The sequence below is a fragment of the Mycobacterium sp. THU-M104 genome (assembly GCF_049197365.1).
Taxonomy (GTDB): domain Bacteria; phylum Actinomycetota; class Actinomycetes; order Mycobacteriales; family Mycobacteriaceae; genus Mycobacterium.
The window spans coordinates 1-23,284 of record NZ_JBMIOP010000017.1 but is presented as its reverse complement, the minus strand read 5'-3'; the positions used below and the strand labels follow the sequence as shown (position 1 = coordinate 23,284).

Below are 23,284 nucleotides of genomic sequence, written 5' to 3'. Positions count from 1 at the left end.
TATTGCGATGGGCTTGGCAGCCCCCAGGAAGTTCACGAATGCAACTGCGGATTCGACTTCGACCCGGGTAGTCAGGAACTGCACGATTGCCTGTACGGAGCTCCGGCCCCAACACCCAAACCCTGAGATGACCCCGAAGCGCGTGAGCGGTCTCGTGGGTTCATGCGCCACGTCGCTCGCGGCCGCCCTGTCGCTCTCCCCGGTCGCCGTCGCCGACTCCCCGTCGTGGAACGGCAAGTACGCGGTCACATTCATGGTTGGCCCGAAGTCCGGGACCAGCCTGGCGGCCGGCGATCCCGAGGAGCAGCACACCGACATCTATACGTTCCGCTCGGACTGCACGGGCGCAACATGCACCGCCACGATCGTCGGCGGCCCGCCGCCGAGCAACCCGACGGTTCCGCAGCCGATCCAGTTCACCTGGGATGGGGCATCCTGGACGCAGACCAGCGACTTCCAATGGGACTGCATGATGCCCGACACCACAATCGAATGGAGTCCGGCCCACGCCACGGTGCGCTATACGCCCCAGCCCGACGGGTCGCTGGCCGGCACCATGCACACCGAGATTCTCAGCGGCCCGTGCCAGGGCACCATCGAGATGAACATGACCGCCGAGCGCGTGTGAACCTGCGCTCGGTTGCGCTGTCCCTTCGCGAGACATAAACCCCTGCGAGCCCCACCGGCGTGTCTTCGCAACGGACTATGTGTCGCGAAGCCGGGCGACGCACCTATCCGTCGAGCCCCAGGTCCTCGCGGAAGCGCGCCATGCCGTCGATCTTGTCGGCCAGGCAGGCGTCGGGGCCCGCGTAGAACATCCACGGCATGGTGATGATGCCGGCGTCGGCGGCGCGCTGGTAGTCGGCGGGGGCGAACGCGTCGGTGAGCGGGGTCAGGATCGTGAAATCGTCCATCGTCGAGCCATTTTCGGCACGCATCTCCCGCAGCCGATCGACCGCTGCGATGGCGCGGTCGGTGGTGATCAGGTCGCCGATCCAGCCGTCGTTGCGCGCGGCGCGGCGCAGCGCGGCCTCGCTGAGCCCGCCGGCGTAGACCGGGATCGGCGGCGGCGTGGGCTGCATCTCCAGCCGCGGCGTCGGGTAGAACTCGCCGTCGAACTCCGTCCAGCCCGGCAGCCACAGCGCCCGCATCAGCGCGATCACCTCGTCGGTGCGCTTGCCGCGGGCCTCGAACCGCTCCCCCCATCAGGGCGAACTCCTCCCGGCACCAGCCGACACCGACGCCCAGCTCCACCCGCTTCGACGCCAGCACCGCCGCGGTGCCGATGGCTTTGGCCACCGAGTAGGGATTGCGCATCGCCGGGATGTAGACGGTCGTCACGAAGCGCAGCCGGGTGGTGACTTGGGCCAGAGCGCCGACGAGCACCCAGGGATCCGGCCAATCGGTGAACGGCTGCCAGCGCCGCTGCCCGTCCTTGGTGTAGGGGTAGGGCGGGTCCAGGGTTTCGAGGTTGACGACATGGTCCGGGATCCCCATCCCGTCGTAGCCGAGTTCGTCAGCAGCCCTGGCGATCTCGATGATCTCCCGGATGTTCAGGAAGGCGCTGCTGACATAGAACCTCACGGCGCGTCCCGCGCCCACGCCGGCTCGATGAATATACCCTCGGCCTCCACGGTGACACCTGACGCATCCGAAATCGTGCCGCGCGCAAACACTTTGACGCCCGCTCTGCCGTCGATCCAGGCCTCGCAACGCAGCGGCCCCAGCGGGGTGCCACGCAGGTACTTCACGGTGATCGTTCCGGTGAAGCGCGGCTTGGACAGCCCCTCGCTGGCCGCCTCGCCGAGCATGTGGTCGAGCACCAGGGCGCTCACGCCGCCGTGCACCAGATTCGGCGGGCCCTCGTACGCCGCTCCGAGGACGAACTCGCTCCAGCAGCGGCCGGCGCCCTCGTGGTGGACGACGACCGGCGGGGCGATCGGGTTGCACACACCCACCGCGGCGTTGCCCAGCGGCAGCGCCCGGCCATCGACCCGGTAGCTGACCCCGGCCGGCCGGGTCCGTTGCCGCAACGACTCGGTAATCGCCTCGATCGCGGCTCGCGCCTCGAGGACAACCGCCTCGTCGGCCTCCGTCCGGATGGTCGCGTCGACGAGTCCCCGGACGGCCTCGGCCAACGGCGCGTAGAGAGCTGTCACCCGGTCGGCCTCCGCCGCGTCGAGCACCTCGAATCTGGCGTCCAACGCGCCGGCCTCCTGACTCAACTCCCGAATACCTTGCGCACGACGGCCTTCGCCCGCCGCGTCACCCGAAGATAGTTGTCCAGGAACTCGCCGCCGTCGTCGGTCGGCCAGCCCGCGGCGACGGCGACCGCGTTGAGCTGACGACCGGGCCCCGGCAGCTGGTCGGTGGCCTTGCCACGCACCAGCACCAACGCGTTGCGCGCGCGGGTGGCGGTCAGCCACGCCTGGCGCAGCAGGTCCACGTCGTCGGCCGGTATCAGCCCAGCCGACGCGATCGCGTCCAGCGATTGCAGCGTCGAGGTGTTGTGCAGGGCTTCGATCTCGTGTGCGTGCCGCAGTTGCAGCAGCTGCACCGTCCATTCGACGTCGGCCAGTCCCCCGCGGCCCAGCTTGGTGTGCGTGTTGGGATCGGCGCCCCGCGGCAGCCGCTCGGACGCGACCCGGGCCTTCATGCGGCGGATCTCCTGAACCGCTTCGGTCGACACCCCGTCGGCCGGATAGCGGGTCCTGTCGGCCATCAGCAGGAATCGACGTCCCAGCTCGTCATCGCCGGCGACCGCGTGCGCGCGCAGCAGGGCCTGGATCTCCCAGGGCTGCGCCCACTGTCGGTAGTAAGCGGTGTAGGCGCCCAGGGTGCGCACCAGCGGACCGCTGCGGCCCTCGGGTCGCAGGTTGGCGTCGACTAACAGCGGCGGGTCGACGCTGGGGGTGCCCAGCAACGTCCGCACCTGTTCGGCCACCGACGTCGACCAGCGGATCGCCTGGGCGTCCTCGACGCCGCGGGCCGGCTCGCAGACGAACAACACGTCGGCGTCGGACCCGTAGCCCAGCTCGGCGCCGCCCAGCCTGCCCATCCCGATGACGGCGATCGCCGCCGGCGCTTGTCCTTTTCCGGGGCCGTCGGCGGGCAGGTTCGCCCGGATCATGGTGTCCAGGGCGGCCTGCAGCACGGCCACCCACACCGACGTCAGAGCGCGGCACACCTCGGTGACCTCCAGCATGCCCAGCAGGTCCGCCGAACCGATGCGGGCCAATTCCCTGCGGCGCAGCGTGCGCGCACCGGCGATCGCACGCACCGGGTCGACGTAGCGGCTGGCTGAGGCCACCAGCGAGCGGGCCACTGCGGCGGGGTCGGTGTCGAGCAGTTTGGGGCCGTTGGGTCCGTCGCCGTAGCTCTGGATGACCGTGGGGGCCCGCATCAGCAGATCCGGCACGTATGCGGAGGTCCCCAGCACGTGCATGAGCCGCTTGGCCACTGCCGGCTTGTCCCGCAGCGTCGCCAGGTACCAACTTTCGGTGGCCAGCGCCTCGGACAGGCGCCGGTAGGCCAGCAACCCGCCGTCGGGGTCGGGCGCGTACGACATCCAGTTCAACAATCGCGGCAACAGTACCGACTGCACCCGGCCGCGCCGGCCGCTCTGGTTGACCAGCGCCGACATGTGCTTCAACGCGGTCTGGGGCCCCTCGTAGCCGAGCGCGGCCAGCCGCCGCTCCGCGGACTCCGTGCTCATGCCGTGCGCGATCTCCAGCCCGGGAGGACCGATCGACTCCAGCAGCGGCTGGTAGAAGAGCTTGGCGTGCAGCTGCGACACCCGCAGGTTCTGGCGCTTGAGCTCGTCGCGCAGCACCCCGGCCGCGTCGCGCCGGCCGTCGGGCCGGATATGGGCGGCGCGCGCCAACCAGCGCAGCGCCTCCTCGTCATCGACATCGGGCAGCAGGTGGGTGCGCTTGAGCCGCTGCAGCTGCAACCGGTGCTCGAGCAATCGCAGGAATTCGTAGGAGGCGGTCAGGTTCGCGGTGTCCTCGCGGCCGACGTACCCGCCCGCACCCAGCGCGGCGAGCGCGTCGACGGTGGACGCCACCCGCAGCGACTCGTCGCTGCGACCGTGCACCAGTTGCAGCAGCTGCACGGCGAACTCGACGTCGCGTATCCCGCCGCTGCCGAGTTTGATCTCGCGGGCGCGGACGTCGGCGGGCACCAGCTGCTCCACCCGGCGGCGCATGGCCTGGACTTCGACGACGAAATCGGCGCGCTCGCAGGCGACCCACACCATCGGCATCAGCGCGGTCAGATAGCGCTCGCCGAGTTCGGCATCGCCGACCGCGGCCCGGGCCTTCAGCAACGCCTGGAACTCCCAGGTTTTCGCCCAGCGCTGGTAATAGGCGACGTGCGACTCGACGGTGCGGACCAGCTCGCCGGCGCGGCCCTCGGGCCGCAGTGCGGCGTCCACCTGGAAGAAAGCCGCCGACGCCACCCGCATCATCTCCCCGGCGACGCGGGCACTGACCGGGTCGGCGCACTCGGCGACGAAGATGACGTCGACGTCGCTGACGTAGTTCAGCTCGCGCGCACCGCATTTGCCCATGGCGATGACCGCCAGTCGCGGCGGCGTGCCGTCAGCGCACACGGTCAGCTCGGCCATGCGCAGCGCGGCCGCCAGCGCGGCGTCCGCCAGGTCCGACAGCTGGGCGCCCACCACGGTGAACGGCACCACCGGCTCGTCCTCGACGGTCGCGGCCAGGTCGAGCGCGGCCAGGACGAGCACGTGGTCGCGGTACAGGTTCTGCAGCCGCAGCACGGCCGCGCCCGCAGCCGGACCCGTCGCCGAGTCGTCGGAGAACTTCTCGACGCATCTGACGAACGTCGCGCAGAGCTCCTCGCGGGAGGGCAGTGTGACCTTGCCGCGCAGCAGCTTCCAGGACTGCGGGTTCGCCGCCAGATGATCGCCCAGCGTCAGCGACGAGCCGAGTGCGGCAAACAGCCGCGCGCGTAGCGGGCGTTCCCTCAGCAGCGCGACGCTCAGCTCCTCCCACCCGGTGTCGGGGTTCTCCGCCAGGCGCGCCAGGGCGCGCAGCGCGGCATCGGGGTCCGGCGAGCGCGACAACGCCCAGAGCAGGTCGACCGAGGCCTGGTCGTCACGGTCGCACCAACCCAGCTGCGCCAGCCGCTCACCCGCGCGCGGATCGACCAGCCCGAGCCGGCCCACGCTGGGCAGCTTGGGGCGATGCGTCGCGGGTTTGGTCACGACCACGACCGTAGCGCAACCCGCGCGCTGCTCAGGCGCACTGCGCTACAGAGACAAGTACGTGCTCAGCTCGTAGGGCGTGACCCGGCTGCGGTAGTTGGCCCACTCGGTGCGCTTGTTGCGCAGGAAGAAATCGAAGACATGCTCCCCGAGGGTCTCCGCGACGAGCTCGGAGGACTCCATGCACCGCAGCGCGCTGTCGAGGCTGGTGGGCAGCTCGCGGTAGCCCATCGTGCGGCGTTCCTCGGGCGTCAGGTCCCACACGTTGTCCTCGGCCTGCGGCCCCAGCACGTAACCCTTCTCCACCCCGCGCAACCCGGCGGCCAGCAGCACCGCAAAAGCCAGATACGGGTTGCACGCCGAGTCCGGGCTGCGCACCTCGATCCGCCGCGAGGACGTCTTGTGCGGCGTGTACATCGGCACCCGCACCAGGGCGGACCGGTTGGCCGCCCCCCACGACGCGGTGGTCGGCGCCTCGCCGCCCACCACCAGCCGCTTGTAGGAGTTGACCCACTGATTGGTGACCGCGCTGAACTCCGATGCGTGCTCGAGGATGCCGGCGATGAACGACTTGCCGACATCCGAGAGCTGCAGGGGATCTTCGGTGCTGTGGAAGGCGTTGACGTCGCCCTCGAACAGGCTCATGTGGGTATGCATGGCCGAGCCGGGGTGCTCCTCGAAAGGCTTGGGCATGAACGTCGCCCGCGCGCCGTTCTCGATCGCCACCTCCTTGATGACATAGCGGAACGTCATCACGTTGTCGGCCATCGACAGCGCGTCGGCGAAGCGCAGGTCGATCTCCTGCTGGCCCGGCGCGCCTTCGTGGTGACTGAACTCCACCGAGATGCCCATGAATTCCAGCGCCTCGATCGCGTGCCGACGGAAGTTCGAGGCCGAGTCGTGGACCGCCTGGTCGAAATAGCCGGCGCTGTCGACGGGAACGGGCACCGACCCGTCATTGGATCCGGGCTTGAGCAAGAAGAACTCGATCTCTGGATGCACATAGCAGGAGAAGCCGAGGTCGTTGGCCTTCTGCAGCTGACGGCGCAGCACGTGCCGCGGGTCCGCCCATGACTGCGACCCGTCCGGCATGGTGATGTCGCAGAACATCCGCGCCGAGTGGTGGTGGCCGGCCGGGGTGGCCCAGGGCAGCACCTGGAACGTCGAGGGGTCCGGGATTGCCACGGTGTCGGATTCCGACACCCGCGCGAACCCCTCGATCGAGGATCCGTCGAAGCCGATGCCCTCCTCGAAGGCGCCTTCCAGTTCCGCCGGGGCGATGGCGACCGATTTGAGGAAACCGAGCACGTCGGTGAACCAGAGCCGCACGAAACGGATGTCGCGCTCCTCGAGCGTGCGCAGGACGAATTCCTTCTGCCGATCCATATCTGGCACAGTATGCAACCCCTGTTAATTCTGTGTTACCGCTGTTGATCCATGCCCGCTCAGAAACGTTGCGAAGTGCAGACATGCCGGCCGGGACGGGCCTACGGGCGACACTCCAGCGAGGCCGGCGGCAGAGCCACCCCGAGCAGATAACGCACCACCGCGGTGTCCACACACTGGTCCCCATTGAAGACCGCGGTGTGCTGGGTGCCGTCGTAGGTGATCAGCGGTGCCCCCAGCTGATGGGCAAGGCTGACCCCGGCCTGGTAGGGAGTTGCCGGGTCGTGCGTCGTTGACACCACGACGGCCTTGCCCGGCGCGACGGCCGCCACGGTGTGCGGGGCCGATGTTGCCGGCACCGGCCACAGCGCGCACAGATCGCGGGGGGCGGTCCCGGTGAAGGGCCCGTAACTCAGGAAAGGGGCCGCACGTCGGATCTGCTGATCGGCGGCAACCCAGCTCGCCGAGTCCGCCGACGTGGGCGAATCCACACAGCGAATCCCGTTGAACGCGTCTTGGTCGTTACCGTAATGCCCGCTGCGGTCGCGGCCCTCGTAGTCGTCGGCCAGCAACAGCAGATCACCGGCGTCGCCGCCGTTCTGCAACCCGCGCAGGCCGCTGGTCAGATACTTCCAGTGGGCCGGGGTGTACAGCGCGTTGATGGTTCCCGTGGTCGCGTCGGCGTAGCTGAGACCGCGCGGGTCCGCGGTGCGGCCCGGCTTGAACACCAGCGGGTCGACCAGCGCGTGGTAGCGATTCACGAACTGGGTTGGGTCGGTCCCCAGCGGACAGGACGGCGAGCGGGCGCAGTTCAGGGCATAGTCGTTGAAAGCGGTTTGGAATCCGGCCATTTGGCTGATGTTTTCCTGGATCGGCCCGACGGTCGGGTCGATGGCCCCGTCGAGCACCATCGCGCGCACACGATCCGGGAATGCTTCGAGGTAGGTGGTGCCCAATTCGGTGCCGTAGCTGTAGCCGAGGTAGTTGATCTGGTTGTCGCCCAGCGCCTGACGGACCATGTCCATGTCACGCGCAGCCGAGACCGTGCCGACGTTGGCCAGGAACGCCGTGCCCATGCGGTTCGCGCACTGCTGGGCCAGCTGCTGTTCGATCTGCTCGATGTGGACGACACCGGCCGGGCTGTAATCGACCATCGGTTCGCGCCGGAACGCGTCGAACTCGGCGTCGGTCCGACATCGCAGCGCCGGAGTCGAATGGCCCACGCCCCGCGGGTCGAAGCCCACCAGGTCGAAGTGGCGCGCGATGTCGGTGTCTTCCAGGTCCGAGGCCATCGCGGCCACCATGTCCACCGCCGAAGCCCCGGGCCCGCCGGGATTGACCAGTAGCGATCCGATCCGCTGGCCGCTGGCGGGCACGCGGATCACCGCCAGCTTGGCTTGCGCACCCCCGGGGTCGCGGTAGTCGACGGGGACCGCGACGGTAGCGCATCGCGCTCCGGCCGGAACGTCGCTGGTGCCGTTGAGAAACAGGTTGCAGCTGCCCCAGTTCTGCGGCGCGGGACTCGGGTTCTGGCCGGCGCCGGGCTCCGGCGCAGCACCGGCGAGCGGCAGGACCGAGGACTGCGACCCGAGCAGGAGTCCGAACGAGAGCAGCGCCGAGCTCCATGATCTCAGGCGCGACATGGCAGCTATCGTCGCAGCCGCGGATACCCGTGGCGGCTCGAAAGGATTACGCCTTGGTCTCGCTATCCCTTGGTCTCGCCATCCCCCGCGCCGAGTGTGAACTCAGGTCGAAAAATCAGTCAAAACATCGCCGCCAGTTCACATTCGGCGCGGGATTCAGCACTTCGCGCCGCGCGGGGGCGTGTCCCCGCCGATGAGGTATGCCGTCACGTAATTGTCGATGCAGCTGTCGCCCTGGAAGACGACGGTGTGCTGGGTCCCGTCGAAGGTGAGCAGCGAGCTGCGCAACTCCTTCGCCAGATCGACGCCGGCCTTGTAGGGCGTCGCCGGGTCGTGGGTGGTCGACACCACCACGGTGGGAGCCAGGTTGGGCACCGAGATGGTGTGGGGTGTGCTGGTGGGGGGTACCGGCCAGAACGCGCACGTGCCCAGCGGGGCGTCTCCCGTGAACTTTCCGTAGCTCATGAAGGGGGCGATCTCGCGAGCGCGACGGTCCTCCTCGATGACCTCGGCCCGGTTCTTGATCGGCGGCTGGTCGACGCAGTTGATCGCCACTCGCGCATCGGTGGCATTGGTGTAGTGACCGCGCGAGTCGCGCCGCATGTACATGTCTGCCAGAGCGAGCAGGGTGTCGCCGCGGTCGCTCTTGAGCTCGGTCAGGCCTTCGGTCAGGTGATGCCACAGCGTCGGCGAGTACAGCGCCATGATCGTTCCCACGATGGCGTCGCTGTAACTCAACCCCCGCGGATCCTTGGTGTGCGCAGGCCTGCCGATCATCGGGTCGTTCGGGTCGACCAGCGGGTCGACCAGGCTGTGGTAGACCTCGACGGCCTTGGCGGGGTCCGTGCCCAGCGGGCAGGTCGGCTTCTTCGCGCAGTCGGCGGCGTAGTCGTTGAACGCGTCCTGAAACCCCTTGGCCTGGCGCAGATCCGCCTCGATGGGGTCGGCGTTGGGGTCGACGGCGCCGTCGAGGATCATCGCCCGCACGTTCTCCGGATAAGCCTCGGCGTACGCCGAGCCGATCCGGGTGCCGTAGGAGTAACCGAGGTAGGTCAGCTTGTCGTCGCCCAGCGCCGCGCGGATGGCGTCCAGGTCCCTGGCGACGTTGACGGTCCCGACGTTCGCCAGGAAATTCAGGCCCATCTTGTCGACGCAGCGACCGACGAATTGTTTGGTCTCGTCCTGGATACGGGCCACGCCGGCCGGTGTGTAGTCGACATCCGGCTCGATGCGCAGTCGGTCGTTGTCGGCGTCGGAGTTGCACCAGACGGCCGGCCGCGAGGATCCCACCCCGCGCGGGTCGAACCCGACCAGGTCGAACCGCTGGCGTACCCGTTTGGGCAGCGACTGGACCACGCCCAGCGCGGCTTCGATGCCGGACTCGCCGGGGCCGCCGGGGTTGATCACCAGCGAACCGATCTTGTCCCCCGTCGCGGGGAAGCGAATCATGGCCAGCGTCGCGACGTCGCCGCCGAGATGGTCGTAGTCGACCGGCACCGCCAGCCTGCCGCACAGCGCGCCGCCGGGGAGTTTGACCGGCCCGCCCACCGTGCGGCACGGTGTCCACTCCACCGCCTGGCCCAGCTTCGGTCCCGCCAATACGGCGCGTCCGCCCACGACGCGCAGGCAGCCGGCGAGAAGAAGCGCCACGGCGGCGATCGTCGTCCAGATCAGCAACGTGCGCGCGATCTTTTCGCGGCGAGGCATGCTCATGCCCACCCATGCTGCCAGAGACAGGACACGGTGCCGGTCAGCGACGCCAGCCGGTGGGCGATCCCGCGGGGACGCAACATGGTGAGCCTCACACCGGCACGGCGGTGCGACTGCGCGCAAGAAGTGGCAGAATGTGCGAGGTCAGACGAACCCGGGGATCGCAGTTGCCACGAGGCACCATCCAGTGCCACGAACGACTGAGGCCACGAGGATCGACCCGACCACCACTGGGGACAGCGATGTCTGAACAGAACGTCTATGGCGCAACCCCTTCCGGGCCGGCGCGGCCGCTGGCCAAGATCCGCACCCACCACCTGCAGAAGATGAAGGCCGAAGGCCACAAGTGGGCCATGCTCACGGTCTACGACTACTCGACCGCCCGGGTTTTCGACGAGGCCGGCATCCCGGTGTTGCTGGTCGGCGACTCGGCCGCGAACGTGGTGTACGGATACGACACCACCGTGCCTGTCTCGATCGACGAGCTGATCCCGCTGGTGCGGGGCGTGGCCCGGGGAGCCCAGCACGCCCTGGTGGTCGCCGACCTGCCGTTCGGGAGCTACGAGGCGGGGCCGGCCGCGGCGCTGGCCGCGGCCACCCGCTTCATGAAGGAGGGCGGTGCGCACGCCGTCAAACTGGAGGGCGGCGAGCGGGTCGCCGAACAGATCGCGTGCCTGACCGCGGCGGGCATCCCGGTGATGGCGCACATCGGCTTCACGCCGCAAAGCGTCAACAGCCTCGGCGGGTTCCGGGTGCAGGGCCGCGGGGATGCCGCCGAACAGACCGTCGCTGACGCCATCGCCGTCGCCGAGGCGGGCGCGTTCTCGGTGGTGATGGAGATGGTGCCCGCGGAACTGGCCACCCAGATCACCGGCAAGCTGACCATCCCGACGATCGGGATCGGGGCCGGCCCCAACTGCGACGGCCAAGTCCTGGTCTGGCAGGACATGGCCGGGCTGAGCAGCGGCAGGACCGCGCGGTTCGTCAAACGCTTCGGCGACGTCGGGGCCGAGTTGCGACGCGCAGCAATGCAGTACGCGCACGAGGTGGCCGAGGGGACCTTCCCCGGCGATCAACACAGCTTCTGAGCAACCTTCGCGGGCGTCGCACCGCGGCAGGGGCGCCTGGAAGAACGTCTGCGGACTGGTCGCCTACCCGGCCGATGTCCCCGACCGTGGCTGCGGCGGGCCCGTGCCGAGCGATCCCCAGAGTATGGTTCCACCACCTGCCGGGCCCGGACGGCAGGCCCTTCCAGGACAACGAGATCCAGACGATCCACCGGTTGTACGGTCTGGCGTCGCACCTGCGCCCGTAGCCGCGCGCGCGGGAGGCCCACGGCCAGGATTCGCGGCTGCCACCCCGTCGGCTGCGTGTAAATTCAGCACCGTCCACGCCATACCCGATGGCGCCGCCACGCCCGCCACGGAGCCGAGATGCCTGCACAAGCGCCCAAAGCCTCGCGTTACCTGGAGGTGGAGCGCAAGTTCGACGTCGCCGACTCGGCGGTGTCGCCCTCCTTCGACGGGATCACCGCCGTGGCGCGCGTCGAGAAATCGCCGACTCAGTCGCTGGACGCCACCTACTTCGACACCCCTGCCCAGGGCCTGGCGCGCAACAAGATCACCCTGCGGCGCCGCACCGGGGGTTCCGACGCGGGCTGGCACCTGAAGTTGCCGACCGGGCCCGACGCCCGCACCGAGGTCCGCGTGCCACTGGAGTCCCCGAACGGCGAGGCCGGAAGGGAAGCCGTGCCGGGTGAGTTGCTCGACATCGTGCTGGCCATCGTGCGCGACCACCCCCTCGAACCGGTCGCGCGCATCTCCACCGAACGCGAGACCCAGGTGCTCTACGGCGCCGACGGCGCCCCCCTCGCGGAGTTCAGCAACGATCACGTCACCGCGTGGTCGATCGGCGCCGCACCTGCCGCGCAGCCTTCCGAACAAGAGTGGCGCGAATGGGAACTCGAACTCGTCACGACGAGCCGGGCCCCCGACGCCGAGCTGCTGACCCGGCTGGGCAATCGACTGCTCGACGCCGGCGCCGCACCCGCCGGCCACGCCTCCAAGCTGGCCCGGGTGCTCGGCCCGAGCGTGCAGCCCAACGACACCCGGCTGCCCGCCGACCCCGTCCACCGCGCGGTGGCCGAGCAGGTCGGCGCGCTGCTGGTGTGGGATCGGGCCGTCCGGGCCGACGGCGACGACGCCGTGCACCAGATGCGGGTGACCATCCGCAAGATCCGCAGCCTCCTCGGTGAGTCGGCGGAGTTCGCGTCGTCCGCCGACGCGTGGGTGCTCGGCGAGCTGCAGGAGCTCGGCAACGTGCTGGGCGGCGCCCGCGACGCCGAGGTGCTCGGTGCGCGGTACCGCCTGGCGCTGGACGCGCTGACGCCCGAACTGGTGCGCGGCGGGATCCGCACACGTCTGATCGACGGCGCCCACCGCCGCTATCAGGCCGGGTTGCGGCGATCCCTGGCCGCGATGCGATCGCCGCGCTACTTCCGCCTGCTCGACGCCCTGGACGCGGTGGTGGCCCATCCCCCTGCCCCCGCGGCCGGCCGGGCAGCCGCGGCGGTGACCATCGACGCGGCCTACCAGAAGGTGCGCAGGGCCGCCAAGACGGCCGCCCGGGCTCCCGAGGAGCATCGCGACGAAGCACTGCACCGGATCCGCAAGCGCGCCAAGCGGCTCCGCTACACCGGGGCCGCGACCGGCGCGGCGGAGGTGTCCGAGCGGGCGAAGGCGATCCAGACGCTGCTGGGCGAGCACCAGGACAGCGTGGTCAGCCGCGAACACCTGCTGGCGCAGGCCGACGCCGCGCATGCCGCCGGGGAGGACACCTTCACCTACGGCCTGCTCTACCAGCAGGAGACCGACCTGGCCAAGATGTGCGAGCGGCAGCTCGACGACGCGCTGCGTCAACTCGACAAGTCGGTGCGCAAAGCGCAACGCTGAGCCGCGCCGGCCGCGAAGGCGGGCGGACGAGTTGGCCTGTAAGCCGGATTCTGTTCCCTGCCGCCGCGGCGTGAGCCGCGGCGGCAGGGCGGCGACCATCCATCTGGACACACCGTCGCCGGGTGCCTCGAGCGGTCTACCCGCAGGCTCGGGCGAGCAACCCTCGAACGCCTGCGCGGCCGCACCTTACGGTGCGGCCTTCTTGACCTTGCTTCGGGTGGGGTTTGCCTAGCCACCCCGGTCACCCGGGATGCTGGTGCGCTCTTACCGCACCGTTTCACCCTTACCACCGCGAGGGTGGCGGTTTGTTTTCTGTGGCACTGTCCCGCGAGTCACCTCGGATTGCCGTTGGCAATCACCCTGCTCTGTGAAGTCCGGACTTTCCTCGAACCGCCTCGCGGCGATCCGCGGCCGCCCGGCCAACTCGTCCGCGACCAGTCACGGTACCCGCTGAGCCACGCCGGTGCCAGCAACCGCCGCCCGGCCTATGCGGCTTTCCGCAGAACCATCACGTTGTCGACCAGGGTCGCGGGCTGACCGTCGGGGCCGAGCGTTTCCCGCTCGACCTGCTCGGCCCGCAGCCGCGTCCAGGTAGCGTCCAGACCCAACGACGCCAGCACCTCCTCGATTCCGGGAAACCGGTGCAGGTGCTCTTTGGCCCAGGGTGGGGCTTCGCCGTGGTCCACGATCAGCAGCACCCCGCCGGGTGCGACGTGATCGGCCGCCCGCCGCAGCACCGCCTCGCGGTCCAGTCGCGCAGGCGAGTGCAGATATTGGGCCGACACCAGGTCAAACGTCCCGTCCGGGAAACTCTCGTTGAGGTCGTGGCATTCAACGTCAATGTATTCCTGCAGGTTTCGCTTGGCCGCCGCATCGGCGGCGCGCCGCAGCGCGGTCTCCGAGACGTCGACGGCCAGCACCCGCCAGCCGCGTTCGGCAAGCCACAGCGCGTCGGCGCCCTCGCCGCTGCCGAGATCCAGGGCCCGGCCCGGCGGCAGGTCGGCCGCCGCCGCGGCGAGTTGGGCATTGACGCGCCCGCTCCACGTCCTCCCGGACGAGCTGTAGCGCTCTTCCCAGAACTGGCGTGCGTCTTGGGCTCTGTCGTCGTTGTCGTGTGAGTGGGCCATACCGCGAGCATGCCATTGCCCACGGGGCCGCGTGGTGCCACGCTGACCGGATGACAGAAGCCAACGGATTCGTCGACCAGACGGCGAAGGGTCTGGCGGAGCCGCAGCCGACGTACAAGGCGCTGCGCGAGTTATTAGCAGGCGGCCGACACCGCACGCAACTGCCCCGAGGGCGCGATCACGATAAGTCAGCCGCTGCCCCCGGTTTCGGTGTGAACCCAGGGCGGTGATCTTCGGCGTGTCGCCGCCCCGGTTTCACTTTCAACGCCTCGCGCGACCGGCTACAGGTAGGCCGTCTGGTTGACCAGACGCACCGTAGATCCTCCGTCGGAGTAGAACTCGGCGATGCTCAACGACGCGAGATCAAGGTGCAGTCGGTACAGGATTCCGGGCCCCGCATCCAGCGCGAGCCGCAGCAGCATCTTGATCGGCGTCACGTGCGAGACGACCAGCACGGTGTCCCCTTCGTGCGCGGCGACAAGGCGTTCGCGCACCCGTGCCGCCCGCTCGAGCACGGCCTCGAAATTCTCACCGCCGGGCGGACAGGCACCGGCGTCTTGCAGCCACCGGCGATGCAGAGCCGAATCACGCTGCGCCGCTTCAGAGAACGTCAATCCCTCCCAGTCCCCGAAATCGGTTTCGACGAGGTCGTCGTCGACGGTCACATCCAGGGCCAGCTCCTTGGCCGCCGCCGACGCGGTGTCGTACGCGCGCTGCAGCGGCGAGGAAAACACCGCCGCGATCCCGCCGCGTTGCGCCAGGTACCGTGCGGCGGCGCCGGCCTGCCGCCGGCCCACCTCGGTCAACGCGGGGTTACCGCGGCCCGAATAGCGGCGCTGCGCCGAGAGTTCGGTCTGACCGTGCCTCAGCAGCAGTAACCTGGTCGGCACGCCGCGCGTGCCGGTCCATCGCGGTGCGCTCGCGGCCTGGGCCGCAGCGGTTTTCGCCGGATCGGCGGTTCTCGCCGGATCGGCGCACGGCAGGTCGGCGACCGGCGGGTCCGACGCCCCGTCCATCGCCTCGTTGGCCAATCGGTCGGCGTGCGCGTTGCGCTCCCGCGGGATCCAGCTGTAACGGACCCGGTCGAACCGCGACGCCAGCGCGCGCGCCTCCGCGTGCAGTTCCTTGAGGTCGGGGTGCTTGACCTTCCACCGCCCCGACATCTGCTCCACCAGCAGTTTGGAGTCCAGGAAGACCGCGGCCTCGGTGGCACCCAGTTCCAGGGCGCCCGCCAAACCCGCAATCAGGCCCCGGTACTCGGCGACGTTGTTGGTCGCCCGGCCGATCGCGCGTTTGGCCTCGGCCAGCACGGTGGAACGGTCCGCGCTGTACACCACCGCGCCGTATCCGGCCGGACCGGGGTTGCCGCGCGACCCGCCGTCGGCTTCGATGACGACCTTCACTGCTCGACGCCCTTGACCCGCAGCAGGATCGCACCGCACTCCGGGCAGCGCATCAACTCGTCCTCGGGAGCGGCGGTGATGCGCGACATCTCCCCGCGGTCGATCTCGAGGCGGCAGGCGCCGCAGCGGCGGCCGAGCAGCGGCCCGGCGCCCGGCCCGCCCCCGGCGCGCTGCCGCTCGTAGAGGTCGGACAGCGCGGGGTCCAGCGCCGCGGTCAGCTGCTCGCGCCGCGACACATGAACCCGGCGGGCCTCGGCGATCTCAGTGCGAGCGGTGGCGAGGGCCTGCTCGGCGCCCGCCAACTCGGCGTGCAGCGCATCCGCCGCGGTCGTCTCGGTGTCCAGCTGAGCCTGCAACTCCTCGCGTTGCTCCATCGCCTCCAGCAGCGAATCTTCCAGGCTCGCCTGCCGGCGTTCCAGCATCTCGAGTTCATGCTGGATGTCGGACAGCTGCTTGGCGTCCGTGGCACCCGAGGCCAGCAGCGAGCGGTCGCGGTTCTCGCGCTGTCGCACCGATTCGACCTCCGCTTCGAGCCGGGTCACCCGCGCGTCCACGTCGTGCAGCGCGATCGCGACGGCGGCGGCCCGGTCCCGCGCGGCGTCGCGTTCGCTTCGCATCCGGTCGCATTCCGCCTGCTGGGGCAGGTGGCCGGACCGGTGCGCGAGCCGGGACAGTTCGGCGTCCAGCTGCGACAATTCGAGCAGCGAGAGCTGCTGCGTCACTTCGGCTTTCATGGCTGATCCCTCCCGGCCTCGTCGCCAAGATGCCCCATGTTCCAGGGGTCGGTGCGAATGCCGCACACCCGCACCTGCAACGCGGCCCCGAACCGGGTTCGCAACAGGCCGGCGGCCTGGTCACACCAGGGGAATTCGCTGGCCCAGTGCGACACGTCGATCAGGGCCACGTCCGAGGCCCGGCGGTGCTCGTCGGACGGATGGTGCCGCAGGTCGGCCGTGACGTAGGCCTGAACTCCGGCGGCCGCCACGGCGGCCAGGAGCGAGTCCCCGGCGCCGCCGCAGACGGCCACGCGCGACACGGCCATGTCGGGGTCACCCGCGGCGCGTACGCCCCAGGTGGTCTGCGGCAACGCGTCGCCGACCCGAGATACAAAGTGACGCAGCGACTCCGGCTCCGGTAGCGTGCCCACACGGCCCAGCCCGGCGTCGCCCGGCGCGGGCTGCAGGGCGAAGATGTCGAAGGCCGGCTCCTCGTAGGGGTGGGCGGCGCGCATCGCCGCGCCCACCCCGGCCCGCAGCCGCGCGGGGGCGATGAACTCGATCCGGTCTTCGGCGACCCGCTCGACGGCGCCGATGCTGCCGATCGCGGGCGAGGCGCCCTCGTGCGGCAGGAACTGCCCGATGCCGCCGACGCTCCAGCTGCAGTGCGAATAGTCGCCGATGTGACCCGCGCCGGCATCGAACACGGCGGCCTGCACCGCCTCGGCGTTCTCCCGCGGCACGTAGACGATCCACTTGTCCAGATCGGCGTGAACCGCCACCGGCTCGAGCACGGCTTCGACGGTCATGCCCAGGGCGCAGGCCAGCGCGTCGGACACCCCCGGCGACGCCGAGTCGGCGTTGGTGTGGGCGGTGAACAGGGAACGCCCGGTCCGGATCAGGCGGTGCACCAGCGCACCCTTGGGCGTACTGGCCGCCACCGTGTCGACCCCGCGCAGCAGCAGCGGGTGATGCGCCAGCAGCAGCCCGCCGGCGGGTACCTCGTCGACGACAGCGGGCGTGGCATCCACCGCGACGGTCACCGATGTCAGCGTGTCGTCGGGGTCACCGCACACCAGCCCCACCGAATCCCACGATTGGGCCAGGCGTGGCGGGTAGGCCTCGTCGAGCACGTCGATGACGTGGGACAGTCGTACGCTCACCGATAATCCCCGTTCGTCGTCGCCTCCGAGATGGCCTGGACCAGCAGCGGCCACTCGCGGCGCACCGCCGCCCGCAGGTAGCGCTCGTCCAAGCCGACGAATGTATCACAGCGGCGGATGGCAATCCCCTTGCCTCTCAACGCTTCTCGTATCCAGACACCATCCGGGTGCCGGAACAGGACGAACGGCCCCCGGCCGGGGAGCACCTGGGCACCCACCGCTTTCAGACCGGCGGCCATGTCGGCGCGGCACCCCGCCAGCCGCACCGCCTGCGCCTCCGCGTCGGCGACCGCCGTCGGATCACAGCAGGCCGCGATCGCGGTCAGCTGCAAAGTTCCCACCGGCCAGTGTGCCCGCTGCGCGCTCAGCCGCGCCAACAGCCCCGGCGCGCCGAGCGCGTAGCCCACCCGCAACCCGGCCAGCGCCCACGTCTTGGTCAGGCTGCGCAGCACCAGCACGTCGGGCAGCGATTCGCCGGCCAGCGACTCCGGCTCACCGGGCACCGCGTCGGCGAACGCCTCGTCGACCACCAGGATCCGCCCGGGCCGGCGCCAGGCCAGCAGCTGCTCGCGGGTGTGCAGCACCGAGGTCGGGTTGGTGGGATTGCCCACCACGACCAGGTCGGCGTCCTCCGGTGGCCGCACGCCGACCAGGGTGAACGGCGGCTCGAGCACGACGTGGTGCACCGGCACCCCGGCCGCGGTCAAGGCCGCCGCCGGCTCGGTGAACGAGGGCGCCACGACCACCGCGCAGGCCGGACGCAGGTTGCTCAACAGCGCGAAGGCCTCCGCCGCACCGGCCAGCGGCAGGACCTCGTCGCGGGCGCGGCCGTGCCGGCGGGCCACCGCGTCCTGCGCGCGGTGCACGTCGTCGGAGCCGGGGTACCGGGCCAGGTCGTCCAGCCGCTGAGCCAGCCGCCGCACCAGCCACTGCGGCGGCCGCGCGCCGCGGACGTTCACGGCGAAATCGAGCATCCCGGGAGCGACGGCCTCATCACCGTGGTAGCGCGCCGCCGCAGGCGTGCTCGGCTGCAGACTCGCCATCCGTGAAACACTAGTGGTCCGTCGTGGCAGGCCGCAGCAACGTCGGGGACAACCGGAATCAGGGACAATGGTCGGGTGACTCGCAGCATGGTGATGGCGCAGCTGGTGATCTTCGACCTCGACGGCACGCTGACCGATTCCGCGGAGGGGATCGCGGCCAGCTTCCGGCACGCCCTGGAACGGGTCGGCGCCGCAGTGCCCGACGGTGACCTGGCCGCCCGGCTCGTCGGCCCGCCGATGCACGCCACGCTGCGCACGCTGGGCCTCGGCGAGGACACCGAGGAGGCGATCGCTGCCTACTACAGCGACTACGCCGCGCGGGGCTGGGCGATGAACAGCCTGTTCGACGGCATCGAACCGCTGCTGGCCGATCTGCGCGCGGCCGGCGTCCGGCTGGCCGTGGCCACTTCCAAGGCCGAGCCGACGGCCCGGCGCATCCTCGCCCACTTCGGGCTCGACGAGTACTTCGAGGTGATCGCGGGAGCCAGCACGGACGGTTCGCGCAGCACCAAGGCCGACGTCCTGGCCCACGCGCTGGCGCAGCTGGCGCCGCTGCCCGAGCGCGTGCTGATGGTGGGCGACCGTAGCCACGACGTCGCCGGCGCCGCCGACCACGGCATCGACACCGTGGTGGTGGGCTGGGGCTACGGGCAGTCCGACTTCCCTGGCGGGTTGGGCGAGGGTGCCACGCACGCGGCGACGGTGGCCGAGCTGCGGAGGGTGCTGGGTGTCTGACCGCGAGCCGCTGCACGTCACGTTCGTCTGTACCGGCAACATCTGCCGCTCGGTGATGGCCGACAAGATGTTCGCCGACCAGCTGCGGCGCCGCGGCCTGGGCGAGGAGGTGCGGGTGAGCAGCGCGGGCACCGGCGACTGGCACGTCGGCAGCAGTGCCGACCCGCGGGCGGCCCGCGTCCTGCGCGATCACGGCATCCCCACCGACCACCGCGCCGCCCAGGTCGGCCCCGAACACTTGGCGGCCGATCTGGTGGTGGCCATGAGCCGCAACCATCTGCGGATGCTCCAACACCTGGGCGTGGAGCCGCAGCGGCTGCGGATGCTGCGATCATTCGACCCGCGATCGGGCGCTCACACGCCCGACGTCGAGGACCCTTACTACGGCGATCACGAGGACTTCGAGGCCGTCTACACCGTCATCGAGGCCGCCCTGCCCGGCCTGCACGCCTGGGTCGACGACCGGCTCGCGCGGAACGGACCGGGCTGATGCCTCGTGTGGCGCGGGGCCTGGCGTTCCTGCTGCGGCCGGGCTGGATAGCGCTGGCCCTGGTGGTCATCGCCTTCACCTACCTGTGCTTCACCGTGCTCGCGCCGTGGCAGCTGGGAAAGAACAGCAGGACCACGCGGGAGAACCACCAGATCGAGCAGTCCCTCAACACCGCCCCGGTGCCTGTGACAACACTGCTGCCGCATCAGGATTCGTCGGCACCCGACGCGCAGTGGCGCGGGGTGACGGCGACCGGGCACTATCTGGCCGACGTTCGGGTGCTGGCCCGGCTGCGCGTCGTCGAGGGCGATCCGGCGTTCGAGGTGCTCGCACCGTTCGCCGTCGACGACGGGCCCACCGTCCTGGTCGACCGCGGCTACGTGCGACCCGAGCAGGGCTCGCACGTGCCCCCGATCCCCCCGGCACCGCAGCAGACCGTGACCATCACGGCACGCCTTCGCGACTCCGAACCGGTCGCCCGGGACAAGGCGCCGTTCGTCAAAGACGGCTTCGAGCAAGTGTATTCGATCAACACCGAGCAGGTCGCCACACTGACCGGGGTCACGCTGGCCGGGTCGTACCTGCAGCTGGTCGAGGACCAGCCCGGCGGGCTCGGCGTCGTCGGCATTCCACATCTGGATGCCGGGCCGTTCCTGTCCTACGGCATCCAGTGGATCTCGTTCGGCATCCTCGCGCCGATCGGTCTGGGCTACTTCGTCTACGCCGAGCTGCGGGCCCGCCGCCGGGAAAGGCAGCAACAGACGCCGCCGGCCGGCGCGGCACCACCGCCCCCGCAGACCGTCGAGGAGAAACTCGCCGACCGCTACGGCCGTCGGCGGTAGGCCAACGCCGCGGCGAGGGCTGCCGCGGCCGCCTGCAGCACCGACGACAGCGCCACCGCGCGGCGCAGGTCGGCCACGCCGGGCTCCCGGCCGTCTCCGAGAGAGGGCCGCACCTCCAGCTCGTGCCGATACCGGGTGGGCCCGCCGAGCCGCACGCCCAGCGCCCCGGCGAAGGCCGCCTCGACCACGCCGGCGTTGGGGCTGGGGTGGGCGGCGGCGTCGCGGCGCCATGCCCGCGCCGCACCCGACGGCGATCCGCCCACCAGCGGCGCGCACGCCACCACCAGAGCGGCGGTCACCCGCGCCGCGCCATAGTTCGCCGCATCGTCCAATCGCGCTGCGGCCCAACCGAACCGGGAGTAACGCGACGAGCGGTAGCCGATCATCGAATCCAGGGTGTTGACGGCCCGGTAGGCCAGCACCGCGGGCGCGCCGCCCGCCGCCGCCCACAGCAGCGGGGCGACCGCGGCGTCGGAAGTGTTCTCGGCGACCGACTCGAGCGCCGCGCGCGTCAGGCCCGCCACATCCAACGCGGCCGGGTCGCGCCCGCAGAGCGCCGGCAACAGCGCCCGCGCGGCGTCGACGTCGCCGCGATCCAGCAGCCCCGACATGTGCAGGCCGGTGCGCGTCAGCGATGTTCCCCCCAGGGCCACCCAGGTGGCCGCCGCGGTGGTCGCGATCGCCCCGGCCCGGCCGCCGCGGTCGCCGGCCCGGCCCGCGGCCGCGCCCAGCGCGCTCACCGCGGCGAGCAGCACGCCCACGTGAGCTGCCCCCGCAACCCTGCTGTCGCGGTAGCTCACCCGCTCCAACCGGGCCGCGGCTCCGCCGAACAGGGCAACGGGATGACCGCGCTTCGGGTCGCCCAGGACGACGTCGGCCAGATAGCCGGCCAGCACGCCGGAACTGCGGGTAATCCGCATGTGGCGAGGGTTTCTGCCGTTAGCCAACCAACGGGTTCCTCACCACGACTGCGGAGCCGAACCTGCCGAAATCACGGTCAGCGGACCATAATTCGCGCACGCCGTGCCCCGCGCACAATGCCGCTATGTGCGCGTCGTGCACCATCGAGCCGATGACCTTCCCGGCAGCGAGCATCGTCTTGAGCCGTTGCCAGTAGCCCGCGGGCTCGCCGAGCACGGACAGGGAAGGCGATTCCAGCCACGCATCGACTTGTGCGATGGCTTGACTCTGCGAACTCGGCGGGCTGTAGATCTTCGGGTGTGTGCTTATCGCGAAGAATTCGTGCAGGCATGGCCAGGGAACCGCCCATGCGGATTTGCCTTCGGCAAGGGTCTTGATACGTGCGGACGCGGCCGAGTGAAACTCGGAGTCCCTCCGATGGGCATAGACCAAGATATTGGTGTCGACGGCGATCATGCCGGGTTGGCGTAGATCTCGTCGCGGATTTTCTCCCACGAGGCGCCGCGGAACGCCGGCTGCAAGCCCTGCCCGTCGACGCTGGCGTCGGTGAGTACGAAAGACTCGGCACCGGAGCGCTGCTTGATCACCGCGCGCAGGCCGCTCTCGATCAACTCCCGCAACGTCGTCTGCTCCCGGCGGGCGAGTTGTTGCGCCTCGCGTAACAGCTCGTCCGGGAGATTCACGGTGGTCTTCATATGGCTGACCTTATCAGTTCAGCCATACAGCCATATCCCGTCGGGCACCGGGGCCGCTCAGCGAACGGTGGCGAAGAACGCGCGGACGTCGTCGACGAACAGCTCCGGCTGTTCGAACGCGGCGAAATGCCCGCCGCGCGGCATGGCCGTCCAGTGCGTGATGTTGTAGACGGGTTCGCACCAGGACCGCGGCGGCTTCAACAGCTCACCAGGGAAAGCCGCGACGCCCGTGGGCAATTCGACACGATCCAGGTTGCCCCAGGACCGGAAACTCTCCCAGTACAGACGGGCCGAGGAGGCGGCCGTGCCGGTCACCCAGTACACCATGACGTTGTCCAGCAGCTCGTCTCGCGTCAGCACGTTCTCCGGGTTGCCGTCGCAATCCATCCAGGCCCAGAACTTCTCCACGATCCACGCCAGCTGGCCTACCGGCGAATCGAGGAGCCCATAGCCCAGCGTCTGCGGCCGGGTGGACTGCTGCGTGGAGTAGCCGGTGCCCCACTTGCGGTGCTCGGCCAGCGCGGCCAGGGCCCGCCGCTCCTCTTCGGTGGGGTTCTCCAGCGCCGCGGCGGTCGGCCGCCCGATCGGCATGTTGAGGTGGATGGCGGCGCAGCGGCCGCGATTCCGGCCGATCTGGGTGGTGACGGCCGCGCCCCAGTCGCCCCCCTGCGCGCCGTACCGCTGGTAGCCGAGGCGGCCCATCAGCGTCTCCCACGCCTGCGCGATCCGCTCGACGCCCCACCCGGTGCTGCTGGGTTTCCCGGAGAATCCGTAACCCGGAAGCGACGGGCACACCACGTGAAACGCGTCCTCGGCGCGCCCGGACGCCGGGTTGGTCAACGGCCCGATCACCTTCTGGAACTCCACGACCGAGCCGGGCCAGCCGTGGGTGATCAGCAGCGGGAACGCGTCCTCGTGCAACGAGCGCTGATGGATGAAATGGATGCCCAGGCCGTCGATCTCGGTGGTGAACTGCTCGAAGCGGTTCAGCGCGGCCTCGCGGGAGCGCCAGTCGTATCCGTCGGCCCAGTAACCGGCCAGCGCCCGGGTGTAATCCAACGGGATGCCCTGGCTCCAGTCGTGCACACATTCGCCCTCGGGCCAGCGGGTGCGCGCCAGGCGCGTGCGCAGGTCCTGCAGGACATCGTCGGAAATGTCGATGCGGAACGGTTGCACGGCCTCACCGCCCCTCGTCATCGTCGCATCGCGCTGGTGGGCGCGGACGGTAT

At 70.2% G+C, this 23,284-nt stretch carries 20 protein-coding genes, 1 other RNA gene and 1 pseudogene; 6 read left to right on the top strand and 16 right to left on the bottom strand.

What is annotated here, in order from left to right:
- Positions 1-154 precede the first annotated feature (154 nt).
- A complete protein-coding gene (locus ACOJVU_RS01455; RefSeq protein WP_421528137.1) occupies positions 155-628 on the top strand; it encodes a hypothetical protein in 474 nt (157 codons plus the stop codon).
- A 103-nt stretch (positions 629-731) separates the two neighbouring features.
- Here ACOJVU_RS01455 and ACOJVU_RS01450 read toward each other — a convergent pair.
- The 6 genes and pseudogenes from ACOJVU_RS01450 to ACOJVU_RS01425 all read right to left on the bottom strand — a co-directional run bounded on the left by ACOJVU_RS01450 (position 732) and on the right by ACOJVU_RS01425 (position 9,978).
- Positions 732-1,584 (bottom strand): annotated as a pseudogene (locus ACOJVU_RS01450) (TIGR03619 family F420-dependent LLM class oxidoreductase).
- Positions 1,581-2,225: a PaaI family thioesterase gene (locus ACOJVU_RS01445; RefSeq protein ID WP_421528136.1), complete on the bottom strand. Its 645-nt coding sequence runs from the start codon at positions 2,223-2,225 to the stop codon at positions 1,581-1,583. The pseudogene ACOJVU_RS01450 and the gene ACOJVU_RS01445 overlap by 4 nt, the downstream one beginning before the upstream one ends.
- Positions 2,222-5,236: a bifunctional [glutamine synthetase] adenylyltransferase/[glutamine synthetase]-adenylyl-L-tyrosine phosphorylase gene (locus tag ACOJVU_RS01440; protein WP_421528135.1), complete on the bottom strand. Its 3,015-nt coding sequence runs from the start codon at positions 5,234-5,236 to the stop codon at positions 2,222-2,224. The genes ACOJVU_RS01445 and ACOJVU_RS01440 overlap by 4 nt, the downstream gene beginning before the upstream one ends.
- Before the next feature lie 39 nt (positions 5,237-5,275).
- On the bottom strand, positions 5,276-6,616 hold the full coding sequence (gene glnA / locus ACOJVU_RS01435; RefSeq protein WP_421528134.1) for a type I glutamate--ammonia ligase: 1,341 nt from the start codon (positions 6,614-6,616) through the stop codon (positions 5,276-5,278).
- Positions 6,617-6,717: 101 nt separating this feature from the next.
- Positions 6,718-8,268: an alpha/beta hydrolase gene (locus tag ACOJVU_RS01430; RefSeq protein WP_421528161.1), complete on the bottom strand. Its 1,551-nt coding sequence runs from the start codon at positions 8,266-8,268 to the stop codon at positions 6,718-6,720.
- A 147-nt stretch (positions 8,269-8,415) separates the two neighbouring features.
- Positions 8,416-9,978 (bottom strand): alpha/beta hydrolase, encoded by a 1,563-nt coding sequence (locus ACOJVU_RS01425; RefSeq protein WP_421528133.1) that lies wholly within the window; start codon positions 9,976-9,978, stop codon positions 8,416-8,418.
- A 233-nt stretch (positions 9,979-10,211) separates the two neighbouring features.
- Here ACOJVU_RS01425 and panB point away from each other — a divergent pair, with 233 nt between their 5' ends.
- Together panB and ACOJVU_RS01415 are read left to right on the top strand one after the other, a co-directional pair.
- A complete protein-coding gene (panB, locus tag ACOJVU_RS01420; protein WP_421528132.1) occupies positions 10,212-11,057 on the top strand; it encodes a 3-methyl-2-oxobutanoate hydroxymethyltransferase in 846 nt (281 codons plus the stop codon).
- 345 nt (positions 11,058-11,402) lie between these two features.
- Complete coding sequence (locus ACOJVU_RS01415) at positions 11,403-12,920, top strand: CHAD domain-containing protein (protein WP_421528131.1); 1,518 nt, start codon at positions 11,403-11,405, stop codon at positions 12,918-12,920.
- A 23-nt stretch (positions 12,921-12,943) separates the two neighbouring features.
- On the opposite strand, the gene rnpB is transcribed toward ACOJVU_RS01415, so the two are convergent.
- The 6 genes from rnpB to cobC all read right to left on the bottom strand — a co-directional run bounded on the left by rnpB (position 12,944) and on the right by cobC (position 18,372).
- Positions 12,944-13,347, bottom strand: an RNA gene (gene rnpB / locus ACOJVU_RS01410) — RNase P RNA component class A.
- A 58-nt stretch (positions 13,348-13,405) separates the two neighbouring features.
- On the bottom strand, positions 13,406-14,047 hold the full coding sequence (locus tag ACOJVU_RS01405) for a class I SAM-dependent methyltransferase (protein WP_421528130.1): 642 nt from the start codon (positions 14,045-14,047) through the stop codon (positions 13,406-13,408).
- 281 nt (positions 14,048-14,328) lie between these two features.
- Complete coding sequence (locus ACOJVU_RS01400) at positions 14,329-15,450, bottom strand: bifunctional RNase H/acid phosphatase (protein WP_421528129.1); 1,122 nt, start codon at positions 15,448-15,450, stop codon at positions 14,329-14,331.
- Positions 15,447-16,184, bottom strand: coding sequence for a zinc ribbon domain-containing protein (locus ACOJVU_RS01395; RefSeq protein WP_421528128.1), 738 nt, complete (start codon positions 16,182-16,184; stop codon positions 15,447-15,449). The genes ACOJVU_RS01400 and ACOJVU_RS01395 overlap by 4 nt, the downstream gene beginning before the upstream one ends.
- Positions 16,181-17,329, bottom strand: a complete 1,149-nt coding sequence (locus tag ACOJVU_RS01390; RefSeq protein WP_421528127.1) for a Nif3-like dinuclear metal center hexameric protein — start codon at positions 17,327-17,329, stop codon at positions 16,181-16,183. The genes ACOJVU_RS01395 and ACOJVU_RS01390 overlap by 4 nt, the downstream gene beginning before the upstream one ends.
- Positions 17,326-18,372: an Rv2231c family pyridoxal phosphate-dependent protein CobC gene (cobC, locus tag ACOJVU_RS01385; RefSeq protein ID WP_421528126.1), complete on the bottom strand. Its 1,047-nt coding sequence runs from the start codon at positions 18,370-18,372 to the stop codon at positions 17,326-17,328. The genes ACOJVU_RS01390 and cobC overlap by 4 nt, the downstream gene beginning before the upstream one ends.
- An 87-nt stretch (positions 18,373-18,459) precedes the next feature.
- Here cobC and ACOJVU_RS01380 point away from each other — a divergent pair, with 87 nt between their 5' ends.
- The 3 genes from ACOJVU_RS01380 to ACOJVU_RS01370 are packed head-to-tail and all read left to right on the top strand — an operon-like array spanning position 18,460 to position 20,439.
- Entirely contained in the window at positions 18,460-19,107 is a 648-nt protein-coding gene (locus ACOJVU_RS01380; protein ID WP_421528160.1) for an HAD-IA family hydrolase, read from the top strand.
- The gene (locus tag ACOJVU_RS01375; protein WP_421528125.1) at positions 19,100-19,597 is read left to right on the top strand and encodes a low molecular weight protein-tyrosine-phosphatase; all 498 of its coding nucleotides are present in this window, start codon (positions 19,100-19,102) and stop codon (positions 19,595-19,597) included. The genes ACOJVU_RS01380 and ACOJVU_RS01375 overlap by 8 nt, the downstream gene beginning before the upstream one ends.
- Positions 19,597-20,439, top strand: a complete 843-nt coding sequence (locus ACOJVU_RS01370) for an SURF1 family protein (RefSeq protein ID WP_421528124.1) — start codon at positions 19,597-19,599, stop codon at positions 20,437-20,439. The genes ACOJVU_RS01375 and ACOJVU_RS01370 overlap by 1 nt, the downstream gene beginning before the upstream one ends.
- On the opposite strand, the gene ACOJVU_RS01365 is transcribed toward ACOJVU_RS01370, so the two are convergent.
- From ACOJVU_RS01365 to ACOJVU_RS01350, 4 genes are read right to left on the bottom strand one after another with little or no spacing between them, the layout of a single operon-like run.
- Positions 20,421-21,359: a cobalamin biosynthesis protein gene (locus tag ACOJVU_RS01365; protein WP_421528123.1), complete on the bottom strand. Its 939-nt coding sequence runs from the start codon at positions 21,357-21,359 to the stop codon at positions 20,421-20,423. The two genes, ACOJVU_RS01370 and ACOJVU_RS01365, sit on opposite strands and share 19 nt — an antisense overlap.
- A 19-nt stretch (positions 21,360-21,378) precedes the next feature.
- Positions 21,379-21,816: a type II toxin-antitoxin system VapC family toxin gene (locus ACOJVU_RS01360; RefSeq protein WP_421528122.1), complete on the bottom strand. Its 438-nt coding sequence runs from the start codon at positions 21,814-21,816 to the stop codon at positions 21,379-21,381.
- Positions 21,813-22,055 carry a type II toxin-antitoxin system VapB family antitoxin gene (locus ACOJVU_RS01355; protein WP_407689549.1) on the bottom strand — a complete coding sequence of 81 codons (243 nt, stop codon included), beginning with the start codon at positions 22,053-22,055 and terminating at the stop codon, positions 21,813-21,815. The genes ACOJVU_RS01360 and ACOJVU_RS01355 overlap by 4 nt, the downstream gene beginning before the upstream one ends.
- Before the next feature lie 57 nt (positions 22,056-22,112).
- Positions 22,113-23,231: an epoxide hydrolase family protein gene (locus ACOJVU_RS01350; RefSeq protein WP_421528159.1), complete on the bottom strand. Its 1,119-nt coding sequence runs from the start codon at positions 23,229-23,231 to the stop codon at positions 22,113-22,115.
- Positions 23,232-23,284 lie beyond the last annotated feature (53 nt).